The 24,769-nt window shown below is 72.1% G+C and carries 20 protein-coding genes; 7 read left to right on the top strand and 13 right to left on the bottom strand.

Annotated elements, in window-relative coordinates; genetic code table 11:
• Nucleotides 1–106 precede the first annotated feature (106 nt).
• Complete coding sequence (locus tag B5P21_RS03550; RefSeq protein ID WP_246865241.1) at nt 107–2,005, top strand: hypothetical protein; 1,899 nt, start codon at nt 107–109, stop codon at nt 2,003–2,005.
• Here B5P21_RS03550 and B5P21_RS03545 read toward each other — a convergent pair.
• Nucleotides 1,977–4,427, bottom strand: a complete 2,451-nt coding sequence (locus B5P21_RS03545) for an ATP-dependent helicase (RefSeq protein WP_045529554.1) — start codon at nt 4,425–4,427, stop codon at nt 1,977–1,979. The genes B5P21_RS03550 and B5P21_RS03545 overlap by 29 nt on opposite strands.
• A 147-nt stretch (nt 4,428–4,574) precedes the next feature.
• On the bottom strand, nt 4,575–5,687 hold the full coding sequence (locus B5P21_RS03540) for a glycerophosphodiester phosphodiesterase family protein (protein ID WP_045529557.1): 1,113 nt from the start codon (nt 5,685–5,687) through the stop codon (nt 4,575–4,577).
• Between the two features lie 132 nt (nt 5,688–5,819).
• On the opposite strand from B5P21_RS03540, the gene B5P21_RS03535 reads away from it, so the two are divergent.
• On the top strand, nt 5,820–6,623 hold the full coding sequence (locus B5P21_RS03535; RefSeq protein ID WP_045529558.1) for a Bax inhibitor-1/YccA family protein: 804 nt from the start codon (nt 5,820–5,822) through the stop codon (nt 6,621–6,623).
• 108 nt (nt 6,624–6,731) lie between these two features.
• On the opposite strand, the gene guaA is transcribed toward B5P21_RS03535, so the two are convergent.
• The 8 genes from guaA to guaB all read right to left on the bottom strand — a co-directional run bounded on the left by guaA (nt 6,732) and on the right by guaB (nt 15,913).
• Nucleotides 6,732–8,312 carry a glutamine-hydrolyzing GMP synthase gene (gene guaA, locus B5P21_RS03530; protein ID WP_045529560.1) on the bottom strand — a complete coding sequence of 527 codons (1,581 nt, stop codon included), beginning with the start codon at nt 8,310–8,312 and terminating at the stop codon, nt 6,732–6,734.
• Nucleotides 8,309–8,851 (bottom strand): DUF3817 domain-containing protein, encoded by a 543-nt coding sequence (locus tag B5P21_RS03525; protein WP_045529562.1) that lies wholly within the window; start codon nt 8,849–8,851, stop codon nt 8,309–8,311. The genes guaA and B5P21_RS03525 overlap by 4 nt, the downstream gene beginning before the upstream one ends.
• Before the next feature lie 9 nt (nt 8,852–8,860).
• Nucleotides 8,861–9,850, bottom strand: a complete 990-nt coding sequence (locus B5P21_RS03520) for an SURF1 family cytochrome oxidase biogenesis protein (RefSeq protein WP_052663239.1) — start codon at nt 9,848–9,850, stop codon at nt 8,861–8,863.
• Nucleotides 9,850–11,367, bottom strand: a complete 1,518-nt coding sequence (locus tag B5P21_RS03515; RefSeq protein WP_094170767.1) for a cation:proton antiporter — start codon at nt 11,365–11,367, stop codon at nt 9,850–9,852. Before B5P21_RS03515 ends, B5P21_RS03520 begins: the two co-directional genes overlap by 1 nt.
• A gap of 3 nt (nt 11,368–11,370) precedes the next feature.
• Nucleotides 11,371–11,904: a cation:proton antiporter regulatory subunit gene (locus B5P21_RS03510; RefSeq protein WP_012039247.1), complete on the bottom strand. Its 534-nt coding sequence runs from the start codon at nt 11,902–11,904 to the stop codon at nt 11,371–11,373.
• Nucleotides 11,905–12,005: 101 nt separating this feature from the next.
• Nucleotides 12,006–13,124, bottom strand: a complete 1,119-nt coding sequence (locus tag B5P21_RS03505; protein ID WP_012297979.1) for a GuaB3 family IMP dehydrogenase-related protein — start codon at nt 13,122–13,124, stop codon at nt 12,006–12,008.
• Nucleotides 13,125–13,133: 9 nt separating this feature from the next.
• Nucleotides 13,134–14,243, bottom strand: coding sequence for a hypothetical protein (locus tag B5P21_RS03500; protein ID WP_246865240.1), 1,110 nt, complete (start codon nt 14,241–14,243; stop codon nt 13,134–13,136).
• Nucleotides 14,244–14,410: 167 nt separating this feature from the next.
• Nucleotides 14,411–15,913 carry an IMP dehydrogenase gene (guaB, locus tag B5P21_RS03495; protein ID WP_094170766.1) on the bottom strand — a complete coding sequence of 501 codons (1,503 nt, stop codon included), beginning with the start codon at nt 15,911–15,913 and terminating at the stop codon, nt 14,411–14,413.
• 276 nt (nt 15,914–16,189) lie between these two features.
• Between guaB and B5P21_RS03490 the strand changes: the two genes are divergently transcribed.
• Genes B5P21_RS03490 through B5P21_RS03475 form a run of 4 tightly spaced genes read left to right on the top strand, consistent with a single transcriptional unit; the run spans nt 16,190 to nt 20,266 of the window.
• The gene (locus B5P21_RS03490) at nt 16,190–17,617 is read left to right on the top strand and encodes an ABC transporter permease subunit (protein ID WP_094170765.1); all 1,428 of its coding nucleotides are present in this window, start codon (nt 16,190–16,192) and stop codon (nt 17,615–17,617) included.
• A gap of 6 nt (nt 17,618–17,623) precedes the next feature.
• Nucleotides 17,624–18,595: a branched-chain amino acid ABC transporter permease gene (locus B5P21_RS03485; protein WP_045529568.1), complete on the top strand. Its 972-nt coding sequence runs from the start codon at nt 17,624–17,626 to the stop codon at nt 18,593–18,595.
• Nucleotides 18,588–19,511, top strand: a complete 924-nt coding sequence (locus B5P21_RS03480) for an ABC transporter ATP-binding protein (RefSeq protein ID WP_045529570.1) — start codon at nt 18,588–18,590, stop codon at nt 19,509–19,511. Before B5P21_RS03485 ends, B5P21_RS03480 begins: the two co-directional genes overlap by 8 nt.
• The gene (locus tag B5P21_RS03475; protein ID WP_012039254.1) at nt 19,508–20,266 is read left to right on the top strand and encodes an ABC transporter ATP-binding protein; all 759 of its coding nucleotides are present in this window, start codon (nt 19,508–19,510) and stop codon (nt 20,264–20,266) included. The genes B5P21_RS03480 and B5P21_RS03475 overlap by 4 nt, the downstream gene beginning before the upstream one ends.
• Before the next feature lie 289 nt (nt 20,267–20,555).
• On the opposite strand, the gene B5P21_RS03470 is transcribed toward B5P21_RS03475, so the two are convergent.
• From B5P21_RS03470 to groES, 3 genes are all read right to left on the bottom strand, one after another.
• Nucleotides 20,556–21,836 carry an ABC transporter substrate-binding protein gene (locus tag B5P21_RS03470; RefSeq protein ID WP_094170764.1) on the bottom strand — a complete coding sequence of 427 codons (1,281 nt, stop codon included), beginning with the start codon at nt 21,834–21,836 and terminating at the stop codon, nt 20,556–20,558.
• A gap of 178 nt (nt 21,837–22,014) precedes the next feature.
• Nucleotides 22,015–22,968 (bottom strand): EamA family transporter RarD, encoded by a 954-nt coding sequence (gene rarD / locus B5P21_RS03465; RefSeq protein WP_045529574.1) that lies wholly within the window; start codon nt 22,966–22,968, stop codon nt 22,015–22,017.
• Nucleotides 22,969–23,065: 97 nt separating this feature from the next.
• Nucleotides 23,066–23,362, bottom strand: a complete 297-nt coding sequence (groES, locus tag B5P21_RS03460) for a co-chaperone GroES (protein WP_012039257.1) — start codon at nt 23,360–23,362, stop codon at nt 23,066–23,068.
• Between the two features lie 144 nt (nt 23,363–23,506).
• Here groES and B5P21_RS03455 point away from each other — a divergent pair, with 144 nt between their 5' ends.
• On the top strand, nt 23,507–24,709 hold the full coding sequence (locus B5P21_RS03455; RefSeq protein WP_094170763.1) for a class I SAM-dependent methyltransferase: 1,203 nt from the start codon (nt 23,507–23,509) through the stop codon (nt 24,707–24,709).
• Nucleotides 24,710–24,769: the final 60 nt, after the last annotated feature.

Raw genomic sequence — 24,769 nt, 5'->3', positions numbered from 1 at the left:
TGCCCTCGAGCCGCACTGTGCGGCCATGACATGGAACCCCTCGACCATCCGTTCTTCCTCCCCTCGGAGAGACCGCCCGGCACGGCAGCCGCGGACCGCCCGGCTCGTGTCGGCGATCGTGGGCGTCGGCCTCGCGCTCGGGTTCGCGGCGAGCGCCGTCCCTCCCGCGCAGGCGCTGGGCGCGGTCTCCCACGGCGTCGGCTACGCGGCGGGGTCGGACGGCCGCTGGTTGGGCTCGTACCGGATGGACGACGGCCGGCTCGGCTTCTGCATCGACGTCGGGCTCGCCGCGCCGCCCGGCCACGCGTACTCCCCGGTGGACGAGGCGGGCGCGACGCCCGACGACCGCGCGCGGCTCGCCTACATATCGCGACGCTGGGCGGGATCCGCGGATCCCGACACCGCGGCCGCGGGGCAGCTCGCGACGTGGAGCATCACCGGCCTCGGCGCGCACGACCTCTCCTGGTACGCGGCCCGCGCCGGCGATCACGCGGGGGCGGTCGCGTCCCGCGCGCGCGACATGCTGGCCGAGGCGGGATCCGGCGCGTCGCGCTCGGTGACCGCCGCCGCGACCGTGGCGCTCGGGGACGACGGACGCGGGACCGTGCGCGTCGACCTGCGCGCCGACCTCGTCGCGACCGGGCCGTCGGACGTGCCGGCCGGCTCCCAGACGGGGACCGTCACGCTCGACGGCGCCGTGTTCGACGACGGCAGCACGACCGCGCAGCTGGCGGACGGCATCGCGGTGCCGCTCCGGGCGACGGGATCCTCCGCGACGCTCCACGTCACGGCGAGCGCCGCCTTCTCCTCGCTCCCCTACGGCGACGCCCTCGACGCGGTGGGCGACGGCGGTGCCTCGCAGCGGATGATCCTCGCCCGGCCCGCGGACGCCCGGGCCGAGGCGCACGCCGACGCGCAGGCGCCGAGCCCGCTCCCCTTCGCCCCGCGCGTCGTCACGCAGACGTCGCGCACCGTGGCGTCGGTCGGCGACGAGCTCGCCGACGCGCTCCGGGTGTCCGCCGATCCCGCGACCCCCGCCGACAACGGGAGGCCGGCGACGTCCGACGGCTGGGGGCTGACCCGCCGGGGCGACGGGAGCCTGGCACCCGTGCCGGTCACCGTCCGGAGCAGGCTCCTCGGGCCGTTCCCGGAGCAGGTCGGGCCCGAGCGCGACGAGGCTCCCGCCGGCGCCCCGCAGGTGTGCGAGGTCGTGACGCGCATCGACCGCGGGCCGGGTGACTACGCCTCGCCCGCCTGCCGCCTCCCCGCCGGCGGCTTCTACACCTGGGTCGAGTCCATCTCGCCCGATGACACCGCCGCCGCGGACGGGCGCGCGCGGGTGCTGCCCTGGCGGTCGACCTTCGGCGCCGCCACCGAGACGACGCAGGTGCCGCAGCCGCCGCGGATCACGACGACCATCGGATCCTCGGAGATCACGACGGGCGGATGCCAGACGGACACGCTGCACACCACGTCGTTCGTCGGGGCCGGCCCCGTCCCCGTGCACGTCCGCATCGTGGGGCCGTTCGCGACCGCGCCCGCCGACGGGGAGCCCGTGGTCGTCGGGGAGGACGGTGGCGCGGGCGGGCTCGCGTCCCAGGTCGTCCTCACCGGGGACGGCGACGTGACCACGCCCTGCATGCGCGTGACCTCGCCCGGCTGGTACGTCGCTGTCCTCGACAGCTCGGGCCGCCCCGCGGGGGAGGCCGACGGGGCCGCCATCGCGCCGTTCGCCGATCACGTGGCGCACGCGGGCGAGACGTTCCACGCCGGTCCTTCCCCCGCCGCCGAGGTCCCCGCACCGCCCGCCCGCGCTCAGCTCGCGATGACGGGCGGTGCGCCGGGGATCGACGTGCCGGGATCCGGTGGCACGCAGCGGCTGGACGCCCATCGGCTCGCATGCGCAGCGGCGGCGGCAGGTGCGCTCGGCGCCGCGGGGGTCGGCATCCGGCGCGCCGGCCGCCGACGGGGTGCCGCTAGAGCTTCTCGATGGGCGCGATCTTGATGAGCAGGCGCTTGCGGCCCGCCGGTCCGTCGAACTGCACCTCGGCGATGCGCTTGCGCCCCTCGCCCGTGACGCCCGTGACGCGGCCGTCGCCGAAGTCGGTGTGACGGATGCGGTCGCCGAACGCGAGCTCGAGGTCGCCGTTGTCGCGCACCTGGCCGGTGACCGTGTTGGCCCACTGGGTCTTGGGGCGCGGGGGCGGCGGCAGGGCCGGATCCTCGAAGCCGCTCGAGGACCGGGATCGACCGCCGTACCCGCCCCCCTCGCGCCGGGCGTTGAGAGCGCGGGGTTGGGTGCCACCGCGCGACGTGGCCATCCCGGGCGACTGCTTCCAGTCGATGAGCTCCGCCGGGATCTCCTGCAGGTACCGGCTGGGCATCGCGACGTTCACCTCGCCGAACTGGGCCCGGGTCATGGCCAGGGAGATGAACAGGCGCCGGCGGGCGCGCGTGATGCCGACGTAGAACAGGCGGCGCTCCTCCGCCGGCCCGCCGGGCTCGTTGGCCGACATGCGGTGCGGCAGCAGATCCTCCTCGACGCCGGTGAGGAACACCGAGTCGTACTCGAGGCCCTTCGCCGTGTGGAGGGTCATGAGGGACACGGTGCCGCTCGAGTCGTCGAGCTCGTCCGCCGCGGCGACGAGCGAGACCTCCGTGAGGAAGTCGACCAGCTGGCCCTCGGGGTTGTTGCGCGAGAACTCCTTCGTCACGGCGACGAGCTCCTCGACGTTCTCGGCGCGTGCTTCGTCCTGCGCGTCCTTGCTCGCCCGCAGCGCCTGCACCAGGCCGCTCTTCTCGAGCAGCGTGGTCACCAGGTCGCCCACGGAGGTGCGCCCCTCCGGGCGGTCGGGGCCCAGCAGCAGCGCCACCTCGTCGAGCATGCGCGAGAGCGTGAGGATCGCCTGCGTCACCTTGGGCCCGAGACCCAGCTCAGACGCGCGGCGCATGGCCTCGCGGAAGGTCACGCCGTGCGACTCCGCGAAGTTGGCCAGGGCCGTCTCCGTGGCGGGGCCGATGCCCCGCTTCGGGGTGTTGAGGATGCGCCGGAGTGCCAGCACGTCCGCGGGGTTCGCCACGGCGACTAGGTACGCCATGGCGTCCTTGATCTCGGCCCGCTCGTAGAACTTCGTGCCGCCCATGATCCGGTAGGGGACGGCCGAGCGGATGAGGATCTCCTCGAGCGCGCGCGTCTGCGCGTTGGTGCGGTAGAAGACGGCGATCTCGGAGTAGGCGGTGCCCTCCTCGTGGAGCTTCTGGATCTCGTCGGCGACGAACTGCGCCTCGTCGTGGCCCGAGTACCCGGTGAAGCCGATGATCTTGTCGCCGTCGCCGATGGACGTCCACAGCTTCTTGTCCTTGCGGTCGAAGTTGTTCGAGATGACGGCGTTGGCGGCGGTGAGGATGTTCTGGGTCGACCGGTAGTTCTGCTCGAGGAGCACGACCTTCGACTGCGGGAAGTCGCGCTCGAACTCGGTGATGTTGCGGATGTCGGCCCCGCGGAACGCGTAGATGGACTGGTCGCTGTCGCCCACCACGGTGAGCGACGCCCCGTCGATCCCGCCCATGCCGTTCGTGGACATGCGCGTGTCGACGGGCACGTCCTCCGGGGCCACGGCGCGGGTGAGCTCGCGGATGAGCGAGTACTGCGCGTGGTTCGTGTCCTGGTACTCGTCCACCAGCACGTGCCGGAAGCGCCGCTGGTAGAGCGCCGCGACCTTGGGGAACGCGCGGAAGAGGTAGACGGTCTGCCCGATGAGGTCGTCGAAGTCGAACGCGTTGGCGGAGGCGAGCGAGCGCGTGTACTGCCGGAAGATCTCCACGAACATGGCCTCGGCCGGGTCATTGAAGTTGGCCGTGCGCGCGAACGTGTCCGCGTCCGACAGCTCGTTCTTGAGCTTCGAGATGCGGCCGGACACCGACGAGACGGTGAAGCCGAGCGTGTCCGCGTCGAGCTGCTTGATGATCCGCTTGATGAGCACGCGGCTGTCCGCGGAGTCGTAGATGGTGAAGTTCTGCGTGAAGCCGAACGCCTCCGCCTCGCGTCGGAGGATGCGCACGCACGCGGAGTGGAACGTCGAGATCCACATGCCCTCGGATGCCTGCCCGAGCAGCGACTCGACGCGCTCGCGCATCTCGGCGGCGGCCTTGTTCGTGAAGGTGATGGCGAGGATCTGGCTCGGCCACGCCTCCCGGGACTCGATGAGGCTCGCGATGCGGTGCGTCAGCACACGCGTCTTGCCGGATCCGGCGCCCGCCACGATCAGCAGGGCGGGACCCCGGTACACGACGGCCTCGCGCTGCTCCGGGTTGAGGCCCTCGAGGAGCGGATCCGCCGGGGCTCCCGCCCCTCCGTCGGCGCCCGACCGGCCGTCGAGGATGATCGGCGTGCTGGAGGGGCGAAGGGCGGCGGGGTCGGCACTCATGTCGGCATCGATCCTAGGCGCTGCCCCCGACGCACGACCGGGTGCCCGGGCGCGGCAGGCCGGGCTGGATGTCCAGCGGCCGCGCTGGCCGCGCAGGCCGCGCAGGCCGCGCAGGCCGCGCGGCCCGGGCCGGCCGCGGCTCGCGCGCTACCGCCCCACGGCGGCCGCCCGCTCCTCCACGAGCCGGACCGCGAGATCCGGGTGGTCGGCGAAGACGCCGTCGACGCCCGCGTCGAGGAGCCGTCCCCAGTGCGTGCGGAAGTCGCCGTGCGCGGACTTCGGACCGGGGCCGCGGAGGGGCCGGGGCAGGAACGCGTTCTCGGGACGGAGCGTCCAGGTGAAGACCGAGAGCCCGGCGTCGTGCGCGCGGCGGACCAGGTCGGAGACGGGAGCTGCCTCGCCCACGGAGCCAGACCCCGAACCGGAGCCAGACCCGGAGCCAGACCCCGACCCGGAGCCAGCGCCGAATCCCGCGGCAGGGCAGATGCGCTCGAGGCCCACGCTGATCCCGTCCACCTCGGCGGCGAGCGCCGCCAGCCCGGCGTCGGTCAGCTGCTCCTCGAACGTGACGGCCGAGTCGCCGTGACGCGCGACCTCGTCGATCGCCGCGCCGCGCCCCTCGAGGAGGTACACCAGCCGCGCCGCGATGCCGTGCGCCCGGACGCCCAGGAGCGCGGTCCGCTCGAAGGACTCGATCGTGAGGCGCGAGGCGTCCTCCGCCCAGCCGTGCTCGCGGAGGTCGCGCGCGAGCAGCTCGTCGAGCGGCATCCCGAGCGCGGCGAAGTGCGTGGCGTGCTTGATCTCCGCGACCATGCCGAGCGGGCGGCCGTGGCGTGCCGACTCCTGGTCGATGATCCGCAGCAGGTCGGGCAGGGAGAGCACGGTCTCCTGGTCGTCGTGGGTAGCGCTGTCCTGCCGGGCCGCGGGGATCCGCTCCCGGCAGCGCAGCGTGCGGATCTCGGCCCACGTCATGTCCTCGGTGAACCAGCCCGTGCGCTCGACGCCGTCGACGACGCGCGTGGCACGGCGGTCGGCGAACTCCGGGCGGTCGGCGACGTCGGTCGTGCCCGACAGCTCGTTCTCGTGCCGGATGACGAGCACCCCGTCGGACGAGGCGACGAGGTCGGGTTCGACGGCGTCCGCGCCCTGAGCGAAGCCGAGACGCACGGCGGCGGCGGCGTGCTCGGGGCGGTAGCCGCTGGCTCCGCGATGGGCGATGACGAGGGGGCGAGGGCGAGGGGCGTGATCCACGCCGGGCACGCTACAGGCGCCGGGTGGACGGCGAGCGCGTACTCATCTGAGGAAATGCACGGCCCACGCGAGTGGTCTCCCAGCCTGGCCAGCTAAATTGGTCGTCAATCACGTTCAACCACCATTGAGAGTAGAAGGACCATGGCCAACCCCACGTTCTCCAACAACCCGGTCTTCAACGGCCGGGGAGCGACGCCCACGAGGGATGTGACCCCGGAGAGCCTCGACGAGCTCTATGACCGCCCGTCGGCGACGCCGCTCGAGACCGACCGCATGTCCTTCGAGGACACGACCGTCAAGACGGTCAGCCTGCTCGCGATCGTCGTCGTCCTCGGCGCCGTCGCGTGGCTCTCCGGCCCGCTCGCCCTCCCCCTCGCCATGCTCGGCGCCATCGGCGGCCTCGTGCTCGGCCTCGTCAACTCCTTCAAGAAGGAGCCGTCCGTCCCGCTCATCGTCGCCTACGCGGCGTTCGAGGGGCTGCTCGTCGGCGGCATCTCCCGCATCTTCGAGGGCATCGCGCCCGGTGTCGCCACGCAGGCCCTGCTCGGCACCGCCGCGGTCTTCGCGACCGTGCTGATCCTGTTCCGCAGCGGCAAGGTCCGGGCGTCCGCGAAGGCGACCAAGATCTTCATGATCGCGATGATCGGATACGCGCTGTTCTCGCTGGTGAACTTCGCCCTCATCGCGTTCGGCGCCATCCAGAGCCCGTATGGCATGCGCGACGTCGTGATCTTCGGCATCCCGCTCGGCGTCGTCTTGGGCCTGCTCGCGGTCGTGCTGGCCTCGTACTCCCTCGTCCTCGACTTCGACTTCATCCAGCGCGGCGTCCGCTCCGGCGCCCCGCGCCGCTACGGCTGGACCGCGGCGTTCGGCCTCGTGGTCACCATCGTGTGGCTGTACGTCGAGCTGCTCCGCCTCTTCGCGATCCTGCGCGGCAACAACTAGCACCACAGCGGGTCCGCGGCGCAGCACCGCGGACCGGCAGCACGACGAAGGCCGCTCCCCGAGGGGAGCGGCCTTCGTCGTGTCAGCGCCGGGGCGCCGGCGGGAGGATCACTCCCACTCGATGGTGCCCGGCGGCTTCGACGTGACGTCGAGCACGACGCGGTTCACCCCGTCGACCTCGTTCGTGATGCGGTTCGAGATGCGCGCGAGCACGTCGTACGGGAGGCGGGTCCAGTCCGCGGTCATCGCGTCCTCGCTGGACACGGGGCGCAGCACGATGGGGTGCCCGTAGGTGCGGCCGTCGCCCTGCACGCCGACCGAGCGGACGTCCGCGAGCAGCACGACGGGGCACTGCCAGATCTCGCCGTCGAGGCCCGCTGCCGTGAGCTCGGCGCGGGCGATGGCGTCGGCCTTGCGCAGCAGCTCGAGTCGCTCGGCCGTGACCTCGCCGACGATGCGGATCCCGAGGCCGGGGCCGGGGAACGGCTGGCGGCCCACGATGACCTCGGGCAGGCCGAGCTCGCGGCCGATGGCGCGCACCTCGTCCTTGAACAGCGTGCGGAGCGGCTCGACGAGCTCGAACTTGAGGTCCTCCGGGAGGCCGCCGACGTTGTGGTGGCTCTTGATGTTCGCGGTGCCCGTGCCGCCGCCCGACTCCACCACGTCCGGGTAGAGCGTGCCCTGCACGAGGAAGCGGATCGGCTCGCCGTCGGCCTTCGCCTCGAGCACGAGCGCCTCCGCGGCGCCCTCGAACGACCGGATGAACTCGCGGCCGATGATCTTGCGCTTGGCCTCGGGATCCGTGACGCCCGCGAGGCCGTCGAGGAACTGGTCGGCCGCGTCGACCGTGACGAGGCGGACGCCCGTGGCGGCCACGTAGTCCTCCTCGACCTGGCGGCGCTCGTCCTGGCGGAGGAGGCCGTGGTCGACGAAGACGCAGGTGAGCTGGTCGCCGACCGCGCGGTGCACGATGGCCGCGGCGACCGCGGAGTCGACGCCGCCGGAGAGGCCGCAGATGACGCGGGCGTCGCCGACCTGGGCACGGATCCGCTCGACCTGCTCGGCGATGACGTTGCCGCTGTTCCAGTCGCCGGGGATGCCCGCGGCGCGGTGCAGGAAGTTCTCGAGCACGGCCTGGCCGTGGGCGGAGTGCTTGACCTCGGGGTGCCACTGCACGCCGTAGAGGCGGCGCTCGTCGCTCGCGAACGCGGCGACCGGCGTGGAGGCGCTCGATGCGAGCACCTCGAAGCCCGCGGGAGCCTTCGACACGGAGTCGCCGTGGCTCATCCACACGGTCTGGTCGTCGGGCTGGCCGTCGAGCAGGGTGCTGCCGGGCGTGAGCGTGACGGCGGTGGATCCGTACTCGCGGGCACCGGTGTGCGCGACCTCGCCGCCCAGCGCGCGGGCCATGACCTGGAAGCCGTAGCAGATGCCGAGCACGGGGACGCCGAGGTCGAGGATGCCCTCGTCGAGGCCGGGCGAGCCCTCCTCGTAGACGCTGGACGGGCCGCCGCTCAGGACGATGCCGGACGGGTCCTTCGCGCGGATCTCCTCGGCGGTGATCGTGGACGGCACGATCTCCGAGTAGACGTTGGCCTCGCGGACGCGGCGGGCGATCAGCTGCGCGTACTGGGCGCCGAAGTCGACGACGAGGACGGGGCGCTGGTTCGTGGGGTTGTCGACGCTCAAGTGGTGGCCTCCGTGGTGGTGGTCGGGTCGATGGGTCGGGGATCCGCGTCGTCGCGGTCGTCGGCGGCGGGGGCCTTCCGGCGGGGCGCCTCGAGCTCCGCGATGGTCTCCCGCACCCGGCGGGCGATGCGCGCCTCGACGATGAAGGAGAGGAACGGCACCACGCCGCCCGCGGCGATGAGGATGAAGCGGGTGAACGACCAGCGCATCTTCTGCCAGAGCAGGAAGTCGCTGATGAGGTAGACCACGTAGATGTTGCCGTGGACGATCTGGATCAGGAGGCTCAGGTTCGTGCCCGTGAGCGTGTCCGCGGGCGAGAGCGCGAGGAGCCCGGACGGGCCGTTCAGCTCGAGCTCGTAGCCCGCGCCGGCGAGGTACTGCAGCGATCCGTCGACGAACTGGAAGCCGGGCAGGTACTTGATGCCCATCTCCACGACGAGGAGGAGGAGGAACGCGCCGGTGATGAACGCCATGACGCGGTAGAAGCCGAGGACCCTCCGGATCTGCGGGACGTCGGAGCGCTTGAGTCCGTAGGCCATTCGTGGATCCTACCGGTCGGCGTCTGCGCGGCTCCCGCGCCGGGGAGCGCCGACGGCGTGGTCGCGACCCCCCTCGGGGAGCGGGTCGTCGTCGTCCTCGTCGTCGTCCTCGTCCTCGCGGTAGCCGGGCTGCTCGCGGGTCCAGGTGTCGCGGACGGTGCGGTACCAGATGACGATCGCGAAGATCGCGAAGACCGCCCACTCGGCCGCGTAGAAGATGTTGAGCCAGTTGAGCTGCACGGCCTCGCTCGGCGGCGGGGAGTCGATCGCCATGAGGCCGGCGATCGGGGTCGACGCGACGATGAAGCCGTTGTAGACGTCGCCCACGTCGCCCGGCCACAGGTTGACGAGCGCCGCCGTGCTGAGCCGGGTCATGCGCTGGGGGTCCTGGCCCTCCCCCGCGGGCTCGGGCTGCTCGCTCGGGAGGAAGCGGCCGACGATCTCCTGGCTCCCCGTCGGGGATCCGTCGCCCGCGTCCAGCTGCGCCGCGACGGCCGCCGCCTCGTCGTCGGTCGCGGTCCAGCCGAGCGCGACCGGCACGCTGGCGGGCAGCGCGTCGGGCGCCGGATCCGCGGAGCCGTCGTCCGTGATCGCGAGGTGGCCGACGACCCACGCGCCGGTGCGGCTGGCGTTGAGGCGGTCCGAGACGACGACGAAGTCGCCGGGGACGAGCGAGCCCGCGACCGTGACCATGTGGCCGGCGGACGTGTCGGTGACGTAGCCCTGCGGCTCGACCAGCGTGCCGAGCGGGAGGGCCGTCTCGGTGTCGCGCTCGATGACGACGCCCGACTCGACCGCGCGCGCGAGCTGCCACTGGCCGAGCGCCGCGAATCCCGCGGCGATGACGAGCGCGAGCGCGAGCAGCGCGAGCGAGCGCGGGCGGCGGGCGACCTGGCCGACGGTGGGGCCGGCGGCGTCGGATCCGCCCGGGCCGGATCCCGCGGTCGCGGCGTCGGGACGCGGTACGGCGTCGGAGCGGGGGTCGGGTGCGTGGGTCATCAGTAGTCGGGTTCCCGTTCGCGGGTGGGTGGGGTCCAGGTGTCGTGGTCGGACTGCTGGCCGGCCTGCTCGGCTCGGCGGTCGGGCGTGGGCCGCGCGGACCCCGCGTCGTCGGTGGCGTCCTCGTCGGTGCCCCGCCGAGCGGCGGCGGCGCCCTCGGCCTCGGGGCCGGTGCCCGGCGGCGTGCCGCGCGCCGCGATGCCCGGGCGCGATCCCGCCACGGCCGAGCCGTCGTCGTAGGCGTCGCCGGGCACCTGCGCGCCGCGCTCCGCCGCCTCGAACAGGGCGAGCGCGCCGGCCCGCTCCGCGTCGCGCTCGGCCTTCTCGGCCGCGCGCTTCGTGGCCGAGCGGTACCGCGTGGGCAGCACGGCCGTCCCGATGCGCACCGAGTTCGCGGCGAGGAGCGGCCCCATGATCGCCATCACCAGCACGTACAGGCCCGCGAACGGCTGGATCCGCTCGTCGAGCCCTGCCGACAGCGAGAGAGTCGCGAGGATGAGCGCGAACTCGCCGCGGTTCTGCAGGATGAAGGCCGCGTTGATGCCGGCCTGCGCGCCGTGCCCGTTGAGCCACGCGACGAACTGCCCGGCGATGATGTTGAGCACGACCGTCATGAGCACGGCGAGGAGCACCGGGACGACGACGGTGGGGAACTCGCCGGGATCCAGCGCCAGGCCGAAGTTGAGGAAGAAGAACGCGCCGAAGACGTCGCGCAACGGGATGGCGATCTGCTCGATGCGGTTGCGCACGCGCGTCGCGCCGAGCACGAGGCCGATGAGGAAGGCGCCGATCGCGTCGGTGACGCCGAGCACCTCGCCGATGCCGCCGAACAGGATCGCGAGCCCGAAGAACAGGACGGTGAACAGCTCGACGTCGCGCGTGCGCATGAACCGTGAGACGAACGCCCCGCCCTTGCGCGCGACCGTGAACATCACCACGAGGAAGGCGAACGACACCGCGAGCTGCCCGACCACCGCCCACGGCTCGGTCTCGCCGCTCAGCACGACGGACACGATGGCGAGGTAGACGGCGATGAAGATGTCCTCGACCACGGTGACGCCCAGGATCATGGGCGTCTCGTCGTTGGCCAGGCGGTTCAGCTCGATGAGCAGCTTGGTGACGATGGCGCTCGACGACGTCGCCGTCATGCCCGCGATGATGAGGGCCTCGCGGCTGCCCCAGCCGAGGGCGAACCCGAACGCGAACCCGACGCCCATGTTGATGAGCACGTACGAGCCGCCCGAGATGATGAGCTTGCCGGCGTTGCCGAAGAACTCGTCCTGGTCGAACTCCAGGCCGAGGTTGAAGAGCAGGAGGATCAGGCCGAAGACCGCGATGAGCTCGATGTCGCCCGACGCGAAGTCGAGCGGGAACCAGTCGACGCTCGGGCTCGCGAGGAGCCCGACGAGCATGTAGATGGGGATCGCGGGCAGGCCGATGCGCTTGCCGAGCTGGCCGAACGCGTAGGCGAGGACGAACAGCAGGCCGAGGACGATGAGGTCGAGGCCGTGGTGCACCCGCTACCCTCCGTCCGGCGCGGAGCCGGGCGCGGGGCGGTGCGGGAACTCGCCCGTCCGGTAGAACGCGAAGGCCTTGGCGACCTTCTCGGGGGATCCGGCGACGACGAGCGTGTCGCCCGGATAGACGGTGAAGTCGTCGGACGGCGCGGGGTTCGCGGACTCGCCGCGCACGACCGCCACGACGGTGAGGCCGACGACGCCGCGCGATGCGAGGTTGCCGAGCGCCTGGCCGGCGATGTGGTCGTCGTAGTCGACCGTGAACCAGTCGATGCTGAGGCCCGGGATCTGGTCGAGCTTGTCGAGGGACTCGGTGATGCGCGTGCCGCCGAGGAGCTCGGCCAGCGTGTGCGCCTCGTCCTCGCTGAGGCGGAGCGACACCTTCTGGGTGTCGGGCCCGTCCTGCTCCTCGGAGAAGGTGATCAGGTCGCTGTGGCCGGAGCGGTGGGCGATGACGCCGACCTTGCCCCCGTCGTCGGTGATGAAGGTGTGCAGCACGCCGACACCCGGCAGCTTGACGCGACGGACCTCCGCCATGCGCGCACCTCCCTCTTCCTGTGGTTCACAACGCGGGCCGCGCCCCGCATGTTCCCGGTCCGCTCGGCGCGGGACGGGCCCGACCGGGTGGCCGGCGCGGACTACTTGCCGTACGGCGCGACGACGACCTCGACGCGCTGGAACTCCTTGAGGTCGGAGTAGCCGGTGGTGGCCATGGCCCGGCGCAGGGCGCCGACCAGGTTGGCGCTGCCGTCGGCCGTGGTGGACGGGCCGTAGAGGATCTGCTCGAGCGGCGCGACCTGGTCGACGCGCACGCGGTGGCCGCGGGGCAGCTCGGAGTGGTGCGCCTCGGCGCCCCAGTGGAAGCCCTGGCCGGGCGCGTCCGTGGCGCGGGCGAGCGTGGAGCCGAGCATGACCGCGTCGGCGCCGACCGCGATGGCCTTGACGATGTCGCCCGAGCTGCCGAGGCCGCCGTCGGCAATGACGTGCACGTAGCGGCCGCCGGACTCGTCCATGTAGTCGCGGCGGGCTCCCGCGACGTCCGAGAGCGCCGTGGCCATGGGCGCATGGATCCCGAGGGTCGAGCGCGTCGTGGACGCCGCTCCCCCGCCGAAGCCGACGAGCACGCCCGCCGCGCCCGTGCGCATGAGGTGCAGGGCGGCCGTGTAGGTGGCCGCTCCGCCGACGATGACGGGGACGTCGAGCTCGTAGATGAACTTCTTGAGGTTGAGCGGGGCCGCGCCCTTGGAGACGTGCTCGGCCGAGACGGTGGTGCCGCGGATGACGAAGAGGTCGACGCCGGCGGCGACCACGGTCTCGTAGTGGTCGGCGGTGCGCTGGGGCGAGAGGGCCGCGGCGACGACGACGCCGGCCGCGCGGATCTCCGCGATGCGCGCCGTGATGAGCTCCGGCTTGATCGGCTCGGAGTAGATCTGCTGCATGCGGGCGGTGGCCGACTCGGGCGGCAGCGACCGGATCTCCTCGAGCAGGCGCTCGGGGTGCTCGTACCGGGTCCAGAGGCCCTCGAGGTCGAGGACGCCGAGGCCGCCGAAGCGCCCCATCGCGATGGCCGTCGCCGGAGAGACGACCGAGTCCATGGGCGCGGCGAGGAACGGGATCTCGAACTGGTACGCGTCGATGGACCACGAGACCGAGACGTCCTGCGGGTCGCGCGTGCGCCGGGACGGGACGATGGCGATGTCGTCGAACGCGTACACACGGCGGGCCCGCTTGGCGCGGCCGATCTCTACATCACTCACCCGCACAGCCTAGCGGCGGGCTCCTGCGCGACCGGCCGTCGCCCGGATCCGCGGTCGCCTCCGGGCGGGCATGCGCCGCGCGCCGCTCGGGCTCGAGGCCCGCGTGCAGCAGGAGCGCGCGCAGCCGCCCCGCGCCCAGCACGTCCCCCTCCCCCGCGACCACCACGCGCCAGCGGCCTGCCTCTCGCTGACCGGCGTGGACGGTGTCGGCATCGGCCCCGGGCGCGACGCGACCCACGGACCCCCCCCGACGATCCGGACCCCCACCCGCTCGACCGCCCAGGCCAGCGCGAGCCGCCCATGGCCTCCGACCGCCACTCCCACGGCGGGCGGGGCGAGCCCGACCTCGTGCGCGACGCCGCGCGCGACGGACTCCAGCGGGCAGCGTGCGGCGCCGTCCGCTGCCCGGACGAGCAGCTCCGCGCGCCGGCTCCAGGGCCCCGGCCCGCGGATCCCCCGCTCCCGATCGAGGTCTGCGCGTGTCACCGGCGACGAGCGCGTCGGCGCGAGCGCGTGGTCGAGCGCGACCAGACCGTGCGCGTACCACCCCGGGCCGCGCGGCGCGGCACCCCGCACCGCCGCCATCGCCGCCTCGTGCGATGCGGCGAGCGCCGTCGCCGCGAGCCCGGGCAGCCGAACGCCCTCCGCCCCCAGCACGAGACGCGACCGCCCGTGCGAGGGATCGCGGACGACGCGCGTGCCCGCGGGGCGACCGGGCCGGAGCCCCGGCACCTCGAGCAGCGTCACGAGCGCGGGCCACGGGTCGAGGCGCGGCAGCCCGTGCACGGCGGCCGCCGACGCCCCGCCCAGCACGACCGGGTCGAGCGCGACGCGGGCGAGCGCGCGGATCCGCAGCAGGTGCCGTTCGCGCGCCGACACCGCCTCCCACTCGGGGCGCCGAACGTGCACCCCGGCCCGCAACCGCACCAGCTCGCCGCGCGCCTCCGCCCGGGCGACGGCGGCCGCATCCGCGCGCTCCTCCTCGCCGATGCGCCCCGCGGGCGGCGCAGACGAGGCGCCCGAGAGGATCAGCGCCACCCCGGGCGGCCCGAGCGACGCCGACTCGAGCGGAGGGGCGACGGGCGTCGGGGCGGCGGACGGCTGCGGGGTCGGTGTCATGCGGGCAGTGTCGCGGGCGACGGGCGCCGAGGACGCGTCGCGCCGCGACCCGCCGGGCGTGCGTCCGGATCCGCGCCCTGTGAGGGAGCGCCCGCACGCACGAGGAGCCGGTGCGCACGGCACCGGCCCCTCGTCGTCACCGCGCGGGAGACGCGCGGCTCACCGCATCAGCGCCGGTAGTTGGGCGCCTCGACGACCATCTGCACGTCGTGCGGGTGCGACTCCTTGAGCCCGGCCGCCGTGATGCGCACGAAGCGCCCGCGGTCCTTGAGCTCGCCGACCGTGCGCGCGCCCACGTAGAACATCGACTGCCGGAGGCCGCCGGTGAGCTGGTACACGACGTTCGCGAGGGATCCGCGGTAGGGCACCTGGCCCTCGATGCCCTCGGGGATGAGCTTGTCGTCGCTCGGGACGTCCGACTGGAAGTAGCGGTCCTTCGAGTAGGAGGTCTTCGAGCCGCGGGTCTGCAGGGCGCCGAGCGACCCCATCCCCCGGTAGCTCTTGAACTGCTTGCCGCCCACGAACATGAGGTCGCCGGGGCTCTCGTCGCAGCCGGCGAGGAGGCTGCCGAGCATGACCGTGTCGGCGCCGGCGACGAGCGCCTTCGCGATGTCGCCCGAGTACTGGAGGCCGCCGTCGGCGATCACGGGGATGCCCGCGGCGCGCGCGGCCAGCGACGCCTCGTAGACCGCGGTGACCTGCGGCACCCCGACGCCGGCGACGACGCGCGTGGTGCAGATGGACCCGGGCCCCACGCCGACCTTGATGGCGTCCGCGCCCGCGTCGATGAGCGCCTGCGCGCCCGAGCGGGTGGCGACGTTGCCGCCGATGACGTCGACGTGCGAGGTCGCGGGGTCGGACTTCAGGCGGCGGATGATGTCGAGCACGCCCTGGCTGTCGCCGTTGGCCGTGTCGACGACGATGACGTCGACGCCCGCGTCGACGAGCGCGAGCGCGCGCTGCCAGGCGTCGCCGAAGAACCCGATGGCCGCGCCGACGCGGAGGCGGCCCTCGGCGTCCTTCGTGGCGTCCGGGTACTGCTCCGACTTGTCGAAGTCCTTGACGGTGATGAGGCCGCGCAGCTTGCCCGCCTCGTCCACGAGCGGGAGCTTCTCGATCTTGTGCTCCGCGAAGATCGCGATCGCGTGGTCGGGGTCGATGCCGACGCGGCCGGTGATGAGCGGGGTGCGCGTCATGACGTCGCGCACGAGCGTGGTGGCGGCCTGCACCGGCGACACGAAGCGCATGTCGCGGTTCGTGATGATGCCGACGAGCGTGCCGTCCTGCTCGACGACCGGGAGGCCGGAGACGCGGAACTGGCCGCAGAGCGCGTCCACCTCGGCCACCGTCGCGTCGGGACGCGTGGTGACCGGGTTCGTGATCATGCCCGACTCGCTGCGCTTCACCTTGTCGACGAAGGCGGCCTGGTCCTCGACGGAGAGGTTGCGGTGGATCACCCCGAGCCCGCCCTGGCGCGCCATGGCGATGGCCATGCGGGCCTCGGTGACGGTGTCCATCGCGGAGGAGAGGAGCGGAGCGGCGACGCTGATGTTGCGCGTGAGGCGGGACGTGGTGTCCGCCTCGCTCGGGATGACGTCGGTGTGCCCTGGAAGGAGCATGACGTCGTCGTAGGTGAGGCCGATGACGCCGAACGGGTCGGACTGGTCCAAGTTCCCTCCAGGGGGATGAGAGGCGGATGGGGTACCCGGGGGACCGCGTCGGCAACCGGTGCCTCAATGTTAACGGGATGCACCGACCGGCATTCCCGGCATATCACGCCTCCACTCCGTACGCGCCCGAAACATCCAGGACATAATCAGCACGTACTGTCAACCAACGTCGTCCTGACGGTAGTCGCGGTGCCTGTGCGGACTTACCCCTCGCACGGCTCCCCCTATGGAGGTCTAGTGATAGCCACTGGTTCGGCCGGAGCACGCGCGCAGCGCATGTGGGCCCTGATTCTCGCGGTGGCGTTCGCCTGCACCGCACTTCTCCTCTCGGCCCCATCGGCTGCGCACGCGGATCCCCGCGCGGCGCCGCAGGCGGTCGACCCGGCGTCCGCCGAGCAGTCCCTGCTCGTGTGGGTCCGGGCGGACGCCGACAAGACCGGCATCGCCGGCGTCACCGTGAAGGTCTCGGGCGGCGGCGTCGAGGCCACCGGCACGACCGGCGCGGACGGCAAGGCCGAGGTCGGCCTCAGCGCGCCGGGCTCCTTCACGGTCGAGGTCGACGCGTCGACGATCCCCGAGGGCGCGGGCGTCCCCCGCGCGGGCTCGAGCCCCCGCGAGATCGACGTGGCCGCGGGCAACAAGAACGTGCCCGCCTTCTTCTTCCTCTCGCCCGACGGCGCGGCGGCAGGCGCGGCCGGATCCACGCCCGCACCGAGCGCCAGCGCCGGTGCCGGCACGGGCACCTCCACCGGCGGCGAGACCGCCGCACCGGACACCGAGACCGGCGCGGTCTCCGGCACCGCGGAAGCCGTCACCCAGAACAACTTCTGGAAGATCTTCTGGCCCAAGGTGGTGACGGGCCTGATCTTCGGCCTGCTGCTCGCCCTCGCGGCCATCGGCCTGTCGCTCATCTACGGCACGACGGGACTCAACAACTTCGCGCACGGCGAGCTGGTCACCGTCGGCGCGCTCATGGCGTACCTCTTCAGCAACGTGCTCGGCCTGAACCCGGTGCTCGCGATCGTCATCACGGTGATCCTCGGCGGGGCGTTCGGGTTCGCGCAGGACGCGGCGCTCTGGAAGCCCCTGCGGAAGCGGCGCCTCGGGCTGGTGCCGCTGATGATCGTCACCATCGGCCTGTCCCTCGCCCTGCGCTACCTCTTCCAGTTCATCTTCGGCGCCGACCGCCTGACGCTCCCCAACAGCCCGGCGCCGTTCCTGGTCGTCGGGCCGGTGAGCCTGAAGTTCACCGACGTCGCCGGCGCGGTCGTCTCGGTCGTGCTGCTCCTGGCGGTCGCGTACGTGCTGCTCTACACGAAGATCGGCAAGGCCACCCGCGCCGTCTCCGACAACCGCTCGCTCGCCGCGGCGTCGGGCATCGACGTCGAGGGCGTGATCCGCGTGGTCTGGATCGGCGGCGCGGCCCTCGCCGCCCTGTCGGGCGTCTTCATCGCCTACTACCAGTCGCTGCGCTGGGACACGGGCGCGTCCATCCTGCTGCTCGTCTTCTCGGCCGTCGTCCTCGGCGGGCTCGGCACGGCGTTCGGCGCGCTCATCGGCTCGATCGTGATCGGCGTCTTCATCAACGTCAGCACCATGGTCCTGCCCGAGAACATGAAGTACGTGGCCGCGCTCGTGGTCATGATCGTCATCCTGCTCATCAGGCCCCAGGGAATCCTGGGTCGGAAAGATCGGATCGGTTAGCCGCGCATGAACTCCAACTTCATCTTCCTGGCGCTCGGCGAGATCTTCTCGCCGACCACCGCGGCGTACGCGCTCGCGACAGTCGGCCTCGTGATCCACTTCGGCTTCACGGGCCTGCTCAACTTCGGCCAGGCCGGCTTCATGGCCATCGGCGGCTACGCGTTCGCCATCACGGCGGTCATGTACGACTGGCCCGTCTGGGCGTCGCTCCTCGCGGCGATCGTCGCCTCCACGGTGTTCGCGCTGATCCTGGGCATCCCGACCCTGCGATTGAGGGCGGACTACCTGAGCATCGTGACCATCGCGGCGGCCGAGATCATCCGGCTGAGCGTCAAGACGCCCGAGTTCTCCGACGTCACGGGCGGCTCCGAGGGCATCAACGGCGCGGCGGCCGGCTTCAACGACCTCAACCCGCTGCCCGAGGGCCGCTTCGGCCTGGGCGTGCTCACCTACTCCGCCGACCAGTGGTGGATCCGCATCGTCGGCTGGGGCCTCGTCGGCATCGCCTGCCTCCTGGTCTTCCTCCTCATGCGCAGCCCCTGGGGCCGCGTGCTGAAGGGCGTGCGCGAGGACGAGGACGCGGTCCGCGCGCTCGGCAAGAACGTCTACTCCTACAAGATGCAGGCGCTCGTGCTCGGCGGCGTGTTCGGCGGGCTCGCGGGCGTGGTCTTCATCCTCCCGAGGTCGCTGCAGCCCGACAACTACGGCACGCAGCTCACGTTCTTCCTCTACACGATCATGCTGCTGGGAGGCGCGGCCACGATCTTCGGGCCGGTCATCGGCTCGATCATCTTCTGGGTCACACTGTCGCTCTCGGACGGCCTGCTCAGCCTCGCGGTGACGAACGACTGGCTGCCCATCTCGAGCACCCAGCAGGGCCCGATCCGCTTCATCATCGTGGGCGTCGCGCTCATGCTGCTCGTGATCTTCCGACCACAGGGCATCTTCGGGAAGAAGAAGGAGACGCACTTTGCCTGACAAGACCCCGGTCTCGGCCATCCTCGACGGCGACGCCGGTCCGGGCTGCGCCAAGAAGGACCCCATCATCGTCGCGCACGGCGTCAGCCGGCAGTTCGGCGGACTGAAGGCGGTCGACGTCGACCACCTCGAGATCCCCCGCGGCTCCATCACGGCCCTCATCGGCCCGAACGGCGCCGGCAAGACCACGTTCTTCAACCTGCTGACCGGCTTCGACAAGCCGAACACCGGCACGTGGGAGTTCTCGGGGAAGAACCTCGCCGGGATGAGCGCGTTCCGCGTCGCTCGCCTCGGCATGGTGCGCACCTTCCAGCTCACCAAGGCCCTCGGCGGCATGACGGTGCTGGAGAACATGCGCCTCGGCGCCACCGGCCAGGGCGGCGAGAACTTCTTCTCCGCGCTGATCCGCCCCCTCTGGCGCACGAAGGAGGATGAGATAACGGAGCGCGCCCGCGGGCTCCTGAAGAAGTTCAAGCTCGACGCCAAGGAGGAGGACTACGCGGACAGCCTCTCCGGCGGTCAGCGCAAGCTCCTCGAGATGGCGCGCGCGCTCATGACGAAGCCCGACCTCGTGATGCTCGACGAGCCGATGGCCGGCGTCAACCCGGCGCTGACGCAGTCGCTGCTGCACCACATCCTCGACCTCAAGACCGAGGGCATGACCGTGCTGTTCGTCGAGCACGACATGCACATGGTCAACGAGATCGCCGACTGGGTGGTCGTGATGGCCGAGGGCCGCATCGTCGCCGAGGGCCCGCCCTCCACCGTGATGAGCGACCCGGCCGTCATCGACGCCTACCTCGGCGCCCACCACGACACCGACCTCGGCACCCTCTCGGGCCAGCGCGAGGTGGCGAAGGACATGGACTCCGACCTCGTGAAGAGCGAGATCGAGAAGGAAGCGGCAGACAAGTGACGGCAGAGCGGGTCCTCCAGACCACCGACCTCCACGCGGGCTACCTGCCCGGGGTCAACATCCTCAACGGGTGCAACGTGCACGTCGACAAGGGCGAGCTCGTGGGCATCATCGGCCCGAACGGCGCCGGCAAGTCGACGCTGCTGAAGGCGATCTTCGGCCAGGTGAACGTGCGCGGCGGCAGCATCGAGCTGAACGGCCAGGACATCACCGGGCTCAAGGCCGACAAGCTCGTCTCCCGCGGAGTGGGCATGGTGCCGCAGAACAACAACGTGTTCCCCACGCTCACGATCGACGAGAACCTCCAGATGGGCGCGTACCAGAAGCCCAAGATGTACAAGGAGCGGCTGGCGTTCGTCACCGACCTGTTCCCGGAGCTCGGCAAGCGGCTGAAGCAGCGCGCCGGGTCCCTCTCGGGCGGCGAGCGCCAGATGGTCGCCATGTCGCGCGCGCTCATGATGGATCCGACGGTGCTGCTCCTCGACGAGCCGAGCGCCGGCCTCTCCCCCGTGCGGCAGGACGAGACGTTCATCAACGTGGCGCAGATCAACCGCGCGGGCGTCTCCGTGATGATCGTGGAGCAGAACGCCCGGCGCGCCCTGCAGATCTGCGACCGCGGCTACGTGCTCGACCAGGGCAAGGACGCGTACGAGGGTCGCGGGCGCGAGCTCATGAACGACCCGAAGGTCATCGAGCTGTACCTCGGCACGCTCGCCGCCGACCAGGAGAAGGCCAAGGCGGCGCCCCAGCCCTGATCCCTCCCCCGCACGACCCGACGCGGCATCCCTCCGGGGGTGCCGCGTCGTCGTGTGCGGGGTGGGGCGCCGGCATCCGAGCAGCACGGACCGCGACCGCCCGCGTCCCGCCGCCGTGACGGCGTCCCCGCCCCTGCGGGATGCCGCCCCCCCGACGCGTGACCGCCCTCACGTCGACGCGGGGGGGACGGCACGGGCCACCAGCCGGCCGCGGACGCACTGCGCGCACCCGGGCACGCCGAAGGCCCGGTCCATGCGGACCGGGCCCTCAGCCGTGCGTGGTGCGGTGCTAGTCGAGCTTGCCGTAGACCTGCTCGGAGAAGGTCGTCGTGTTGCCCGTGCCGTACTTGTAGACGGAGACGTACGCCTCGGTCGGGTCGCCGTTCTCATCGAACGTGATCGGGCCGGAGAGGCCGTCGTAGTCGATGTCGGTGCCGTCCGCGATGAGCTTGGCGCAGTCCGCGAAGGTCGTGCACTTCTCGCCGCCCTCGGAGACGGACTGGAGGTTCTCCTTCAGCGTCGCGCCGTCGGTCCCCTTGCCCTGGAGCGCGGCGAGCGCGAGGAGCACGGTGCCGTCGTACGACTCGGCGGAGTAGCTGAACACCGTGAGGGCGGGCTCGCCCTCGGCCTTCACCATGTCCTGCAGGCGCGTCTGGAAGTCCTCCTTGGCCTCGACGCCGGGGTTCGTGAACTGCGCCCCCGCGATGTCGACGTTGGTGTCGGTCTCCTTGATGACGCCGTAGTTCCCGTCCGTGCCGTAGAACTTCGAGAAGTCGAAGCCCTTCGACGCCAGCTGGTCGGCGATGGTCTTGATCTCGTCGAACGAGATGACGACGAGCGCGTCCGGGTTCGGGGCGAGCACGGAGGTGATCGCGCTGTTGAAGTCCGTCGCGGAGGGCTCGAAGACCTGCTCGGCGGCGATGGTGGCGCCGCCTGCCTCGAGCGTCTTCTTGATGTTCTCCTGGAGGCCCGTGCCGTAGGCGTCGTTCATGTAGAGGATCGAGACGTTGGTCTTGCCGTCCTGCAGCATCTTGTTGCCGAGGATGCGGCCCTGGAGCACGTCCGACGGGGCGGTGCGCCAGTAGTAGCCGTCGTCCGCGTAGGTCGTGAAGTCCGGCGAGGTGTTCGCCGGCGAGAGCTGCACGACGCCGGCCTGGGTGACCTGGTCGATGAAGGTCTTCGAGACGCCCGAGGACGCGGCGCCGATGATGGCGCTGTTGCCGTCCGCGATGAGCGACGTGGCCGACTGGCTCGCGATGTCGGTCGTGGTGTCGCCCGAGTCCTTGGCCGTGTTGGTCACCGTGATGCCGGCCTTGGCGTCGTTGATGTCCTTCACGGCGAGGTCCACGCCCGCGAACTCGGGCGGGCCGAGCACCGCGAGGGAGCCCGTCTGCGGCAGGATCGTGCCGATCTTGAGGTTCAGGCCGCCGTCGGCCGTGGTGCCTCCTCCGCCGCCGCCGCCGGAGCAGCCGGCGAGGACGAGGGCGCTGGCCACCGCGATGGTGACGGCGCTGAGGGCGGTGCGGGCGGATCGTGAGCGGGAGGCCGAAGCCCTGCCGAATGCGCTCATGGTGCTCCTTATGGATGTGTGTGGTGATGCTCGGGAATGTGGTGCATGAGGCACGCGAATGCGCGCCTCGCCTGGTGCGACCCTATGGCGCGGATGAGACGGACACAATGCATCGACATTTCCGTCGTGTAACGCGACCCGATCGTTACCATTCGAGGAATGCGCGACGGGATCCGAATCAGATGCCCTCGACGACCGCCGGATCCCTCCGTGCGGGCACCGCGGCGGGCAGGGACCGGCGGGACGCGCGGATCATGTCGATCGTGAGCAGCACGAGCGCCGCCCAGACGATCGCGAATCCCGCCCACCGTTCGGGCGGCATGGCCTCGTGCATGACGAAGACGCCGAACGCGAATTGCAGCAGCGGAGCGAGGTACTGCGTGAGCCCGATCACCGAGAGGGGCAGGCGGCCGGCGGCGAATCCGAAGAGGAGGAGCGGCCCGGCCGTGACGACGCCCGTGCTGACCAGCAGCAGCGTGTGCCCGAGCGACACCGTGCCGATGGTGAGGCCGGCACCGGCACCCGTGATCACGAGCATCGTCGTGGCGGCCGGCACCAGCCAGGCCGTCTCGAGCGCGAGGCCGGAGAGCGCGTCGGCTCCCCCGCTCACGCGCTTCTTCACGAGCCCGTAGAGGCCGAACGACCCGGCGAGCGCGAGCGACACCCACGGCAGCTGCCCGTAGCCGACGGCGATGACGGCCACCGCGAGCGCCGACAGGGCCACGGCGGTCCACTGCAGCGGGCGCAGGCGCTCGCGCAGGAGGATCACGCCGAGCAGCACCGTGACGATGGGGTTGATGAAGTAGCCGAGCGCGGTCTCGACCACGTGGCCGGAGAGCGTGCCGTACACGTACACGGTCCAGTTGACGAGGATCAGGTGGCCCGCGAGGCCGAGCCCCAGGAGGATCCGCGGCCGGCGCACGATGGCGACCACCGCGGGCCAGCGCCGTGCCGCCGTGATGACGACGGCGCAGACGACGAGCGAGAAGAGGATCCGCCAGCCGACAATCTCGAACGCCCCGGCCGGCACGAGCAGGAGGAAGAAGACGGGGAGGACGCCCCACAGGCCGTAGGCGCCGACGGCGGCGATCAGGCCGGTGCGGGTCGAGGTCTCCGGGGTGGGGCGCGTCACCTCCCGAGGCTAGCGCCGCGGACGCACGAGAGCCCGGCCGAACGTGTCGGCCGGGCTCCCGGGTGGTGCGGTGGTGCGGTGTCGCTGGTGCGGAGCGTCAGCGCTCGATGACGGCGAGCACGTCGCGCGCGGAGAGGACGAGGAGGTCCTGGCCGTCGTACTTGACCTCGGTTCCGCCGTACTTGGAGTAGATGACCTTGTCGCCCACGGCGACGTCGAGCGGGACGCGGTTGCCGTTGTCGTCGATGCGGCCGGGGCCCACCGCCACGACCTCGCCCTCCTGGGGCTTCTCCTTGGCGGTGTCGGGGATGACCAGACCAGACGCGGTGGTCTGCTCGGCTTCGACCTGCTGGATGACGATGCGATCCTCGAGCGGCTTGATGGAGACCGACACGGTTGACCTCTTCCTTCGTGACTAAGGGACAAGACTGATTGGCAATCTCCCGGGGAGAGTGCCAGGTGAGATTCTACGGGCCGCGCTTGCACTCGCGCAACGCGAGTGCCAATCGGTGCAGAGGCGCCCGGGTACGGTGGGCGGATGGATCAGACCGACCTCCGCGAGGTGCTCTCGCTCGAGGGGCTCCGCCTGCTCGACTCCCTCCCCGCGCCGGCGCCGGGGGACGACATGGTGCGGATGGTGAGCGCGCTGCGTGGCGAGGGTCACTCCCCCGCGCTCGTGTCCGCCGTCCTCACGCAGTCGCGGCTGCGCGCGCGGGCCCGGACCAAATTCGGAGAGTTCGCCGCGCGCATGCTCTTCACGGAGGCCGGGCTCGAGCAGGCGACGCGGCTGCCGGTCGCCGCGCAGCACGCCGGGCGGTTCCAGCAGGCCGGCGTCGCGCACGTGGCGGACCTCGGCTGCGGCATCGGCGGGGACGCGATGGCGATGGCAGCCATCGGGATCCGCGTCACGGCCGTCGAGCGCGACGAGGTGACCGCGGCGGTCGCCGGCTGGAACCTCGCGCCGTTCCCCGAGGCCGTCGTCGAGCAGGGCACGGCCGAGGCGGTCGACGCGGGCCGCGTCGACGGCGTGTACCTCGACCCCGCGCGGCGCACGGACGGGCACTCGTCGACCCGGCGCATCTCGGATCCGGACGCGTACTCCCCCACCCTCTCCGCCGCGTTCGAACTGGCGGCGGGACGGGCCGCGGGCATCAAGGTCGGACCGGGCCTCGACCGCGACCTCATCCCCGCGGAGGCGGAGGCGCAGTGGGTCTCCGTCGACGGGCAGGCCGTGGAGATGGGTCTCTGGTTCGGGCCGACGCGGCGTGACGGCGTGCGGCGTGCGGCGCTCGTGATCAGCGGCGGGTCGCAGGCGGAGCTGACCTCGGCGGCCGACAGCGAGGACGCGGAGCTCGGGGAGCTCGGCGAGCACCTGTACGAGCCGGACGGCGCCGTGATCCGCGCCCGCCTCATCGGCGACCTGGCGCGGTCGCTCGACGGGCGGATGGTCGGCGAGGGCATCGCGTGGATCACGTCGGACCGTGAGCAGACGACGCCGTTCGCGCGCGGCTTCCGGGTGCGCGAGGTGCTGCCGCTCGACGAGCAGCGGCTGAAGCGCGAGCTGCGGGCGCGCGGCATCGGGACGCTGGAGATCAAGAAGCGCGGGGTCGACGTGGATCCGGCGCGGCTGCGGACGCGGCTGCAGCTGAAGGGCGACGGGTCGGCGACGCTCATCGCGACGCGGGTCGGCGGGCGGCGCGTGGCGATCCTCGCGGACCGGCACGGGGTCGACGCGGGCTGACGCCCGACCGCGGGACCCCTGCCCCGGACGCGACGACGCGGCCGCCCCCGAGGGGACGGC

Source organism: Clavibacter michiganensis subsp. insidiosus (assembly GCF_002240565.1).
GTDB classification, from domain to species: Bacteria; Actinomycetota; Actinomycetes; order Actinomycetales; family Microbacteriaceae; genus Clavibacter; species Clavibacter insidiosus.
The sequence above is the reverse complement of the archived record's forward strand: the minus strand, read 5'-3'. Positions and strand labels throughout refer to the sequence as shown.

What these genes read in the sequence shown, in the direction of transcription:
- B5P21_RS03500 (WP_246865240.1), bottom strand. Translation starts at nt 14,243, where the DNA reads ATGACACCGACCCCGCAGCCGTCCGCCGCCCCGACGCCCGTCGCCCCT.
- B5P21_RS03545 (WP_045529554.1), bottom strand. Translation starts at nt 4,427, where the DNA reads ATGAGTGCCGACCCCGCCGCCCTTCGCCCCTCCAGCACGCCGATCATC.
- B5P21_RS03470 (WP_094170764.1), bottom strand. Translation starts at nt 21,836, where the DNA reads ATGAGCGCATTCGGCAGGGCTTCGGCCTCCCGCTCACGATCCGCCCGC.
- B5P21_RS03520 (WP_052663239.1), bottom strand. Translation starts at nt 9,850, where the DNA reads ATGACCCACGCACCCGACCCCCGCTCCGACGCCGTACCGCGTCCCGAC.
- B5P21_RS03510 (WP_012039247.1), bottom strand. Translation starts at nt 11,904, where the DNA reads ATGGCGGAGGTCCGTCGCGTCAAGCTGCCGGGTGTCGGCGTGCTGCAC.
- B5P21_RS03525 (WP_045529562.1), bottom strand. Translation starts at nt 8,851, where the DNA reads ATGGCCTACGGACTCAAGCGCTCCGACGTCCCGCAGATCCGGAGGGTC.
- B5P21_RS03535 (WP_045529558.1), top strand. Translation starts at nt 5,820, where the DNA reads ATGGCCAACCCCACGTTCTCCAACAACCCGGTCTTCAACGGCCGGGGA.
- B5P21_RS03490 (WP_094170765.1), top strand. Translation starts at nt 16,190, where the DNA reads ATGTGGGCCCTGATTCTCGCGGTGGCGTTCGCCTGCACCGCACTTCTC.
- B5P21_RS03455 (WP_094170763.1), top strand. Translation starts at nt 23,507, where the DNA reads ATGGATCAGACCGACCTCCGCGAGGTGCTCTCGCTCGAGGGGCTCCGC.
- B5P21_RS03485 (WP_045529568.1), top strand. Translation starts at nt 17,624, where the DNA reads ATGAACTCCAACTTCATCTTCCTGGCGCTCGGCGAGATCTTCTCGCCG.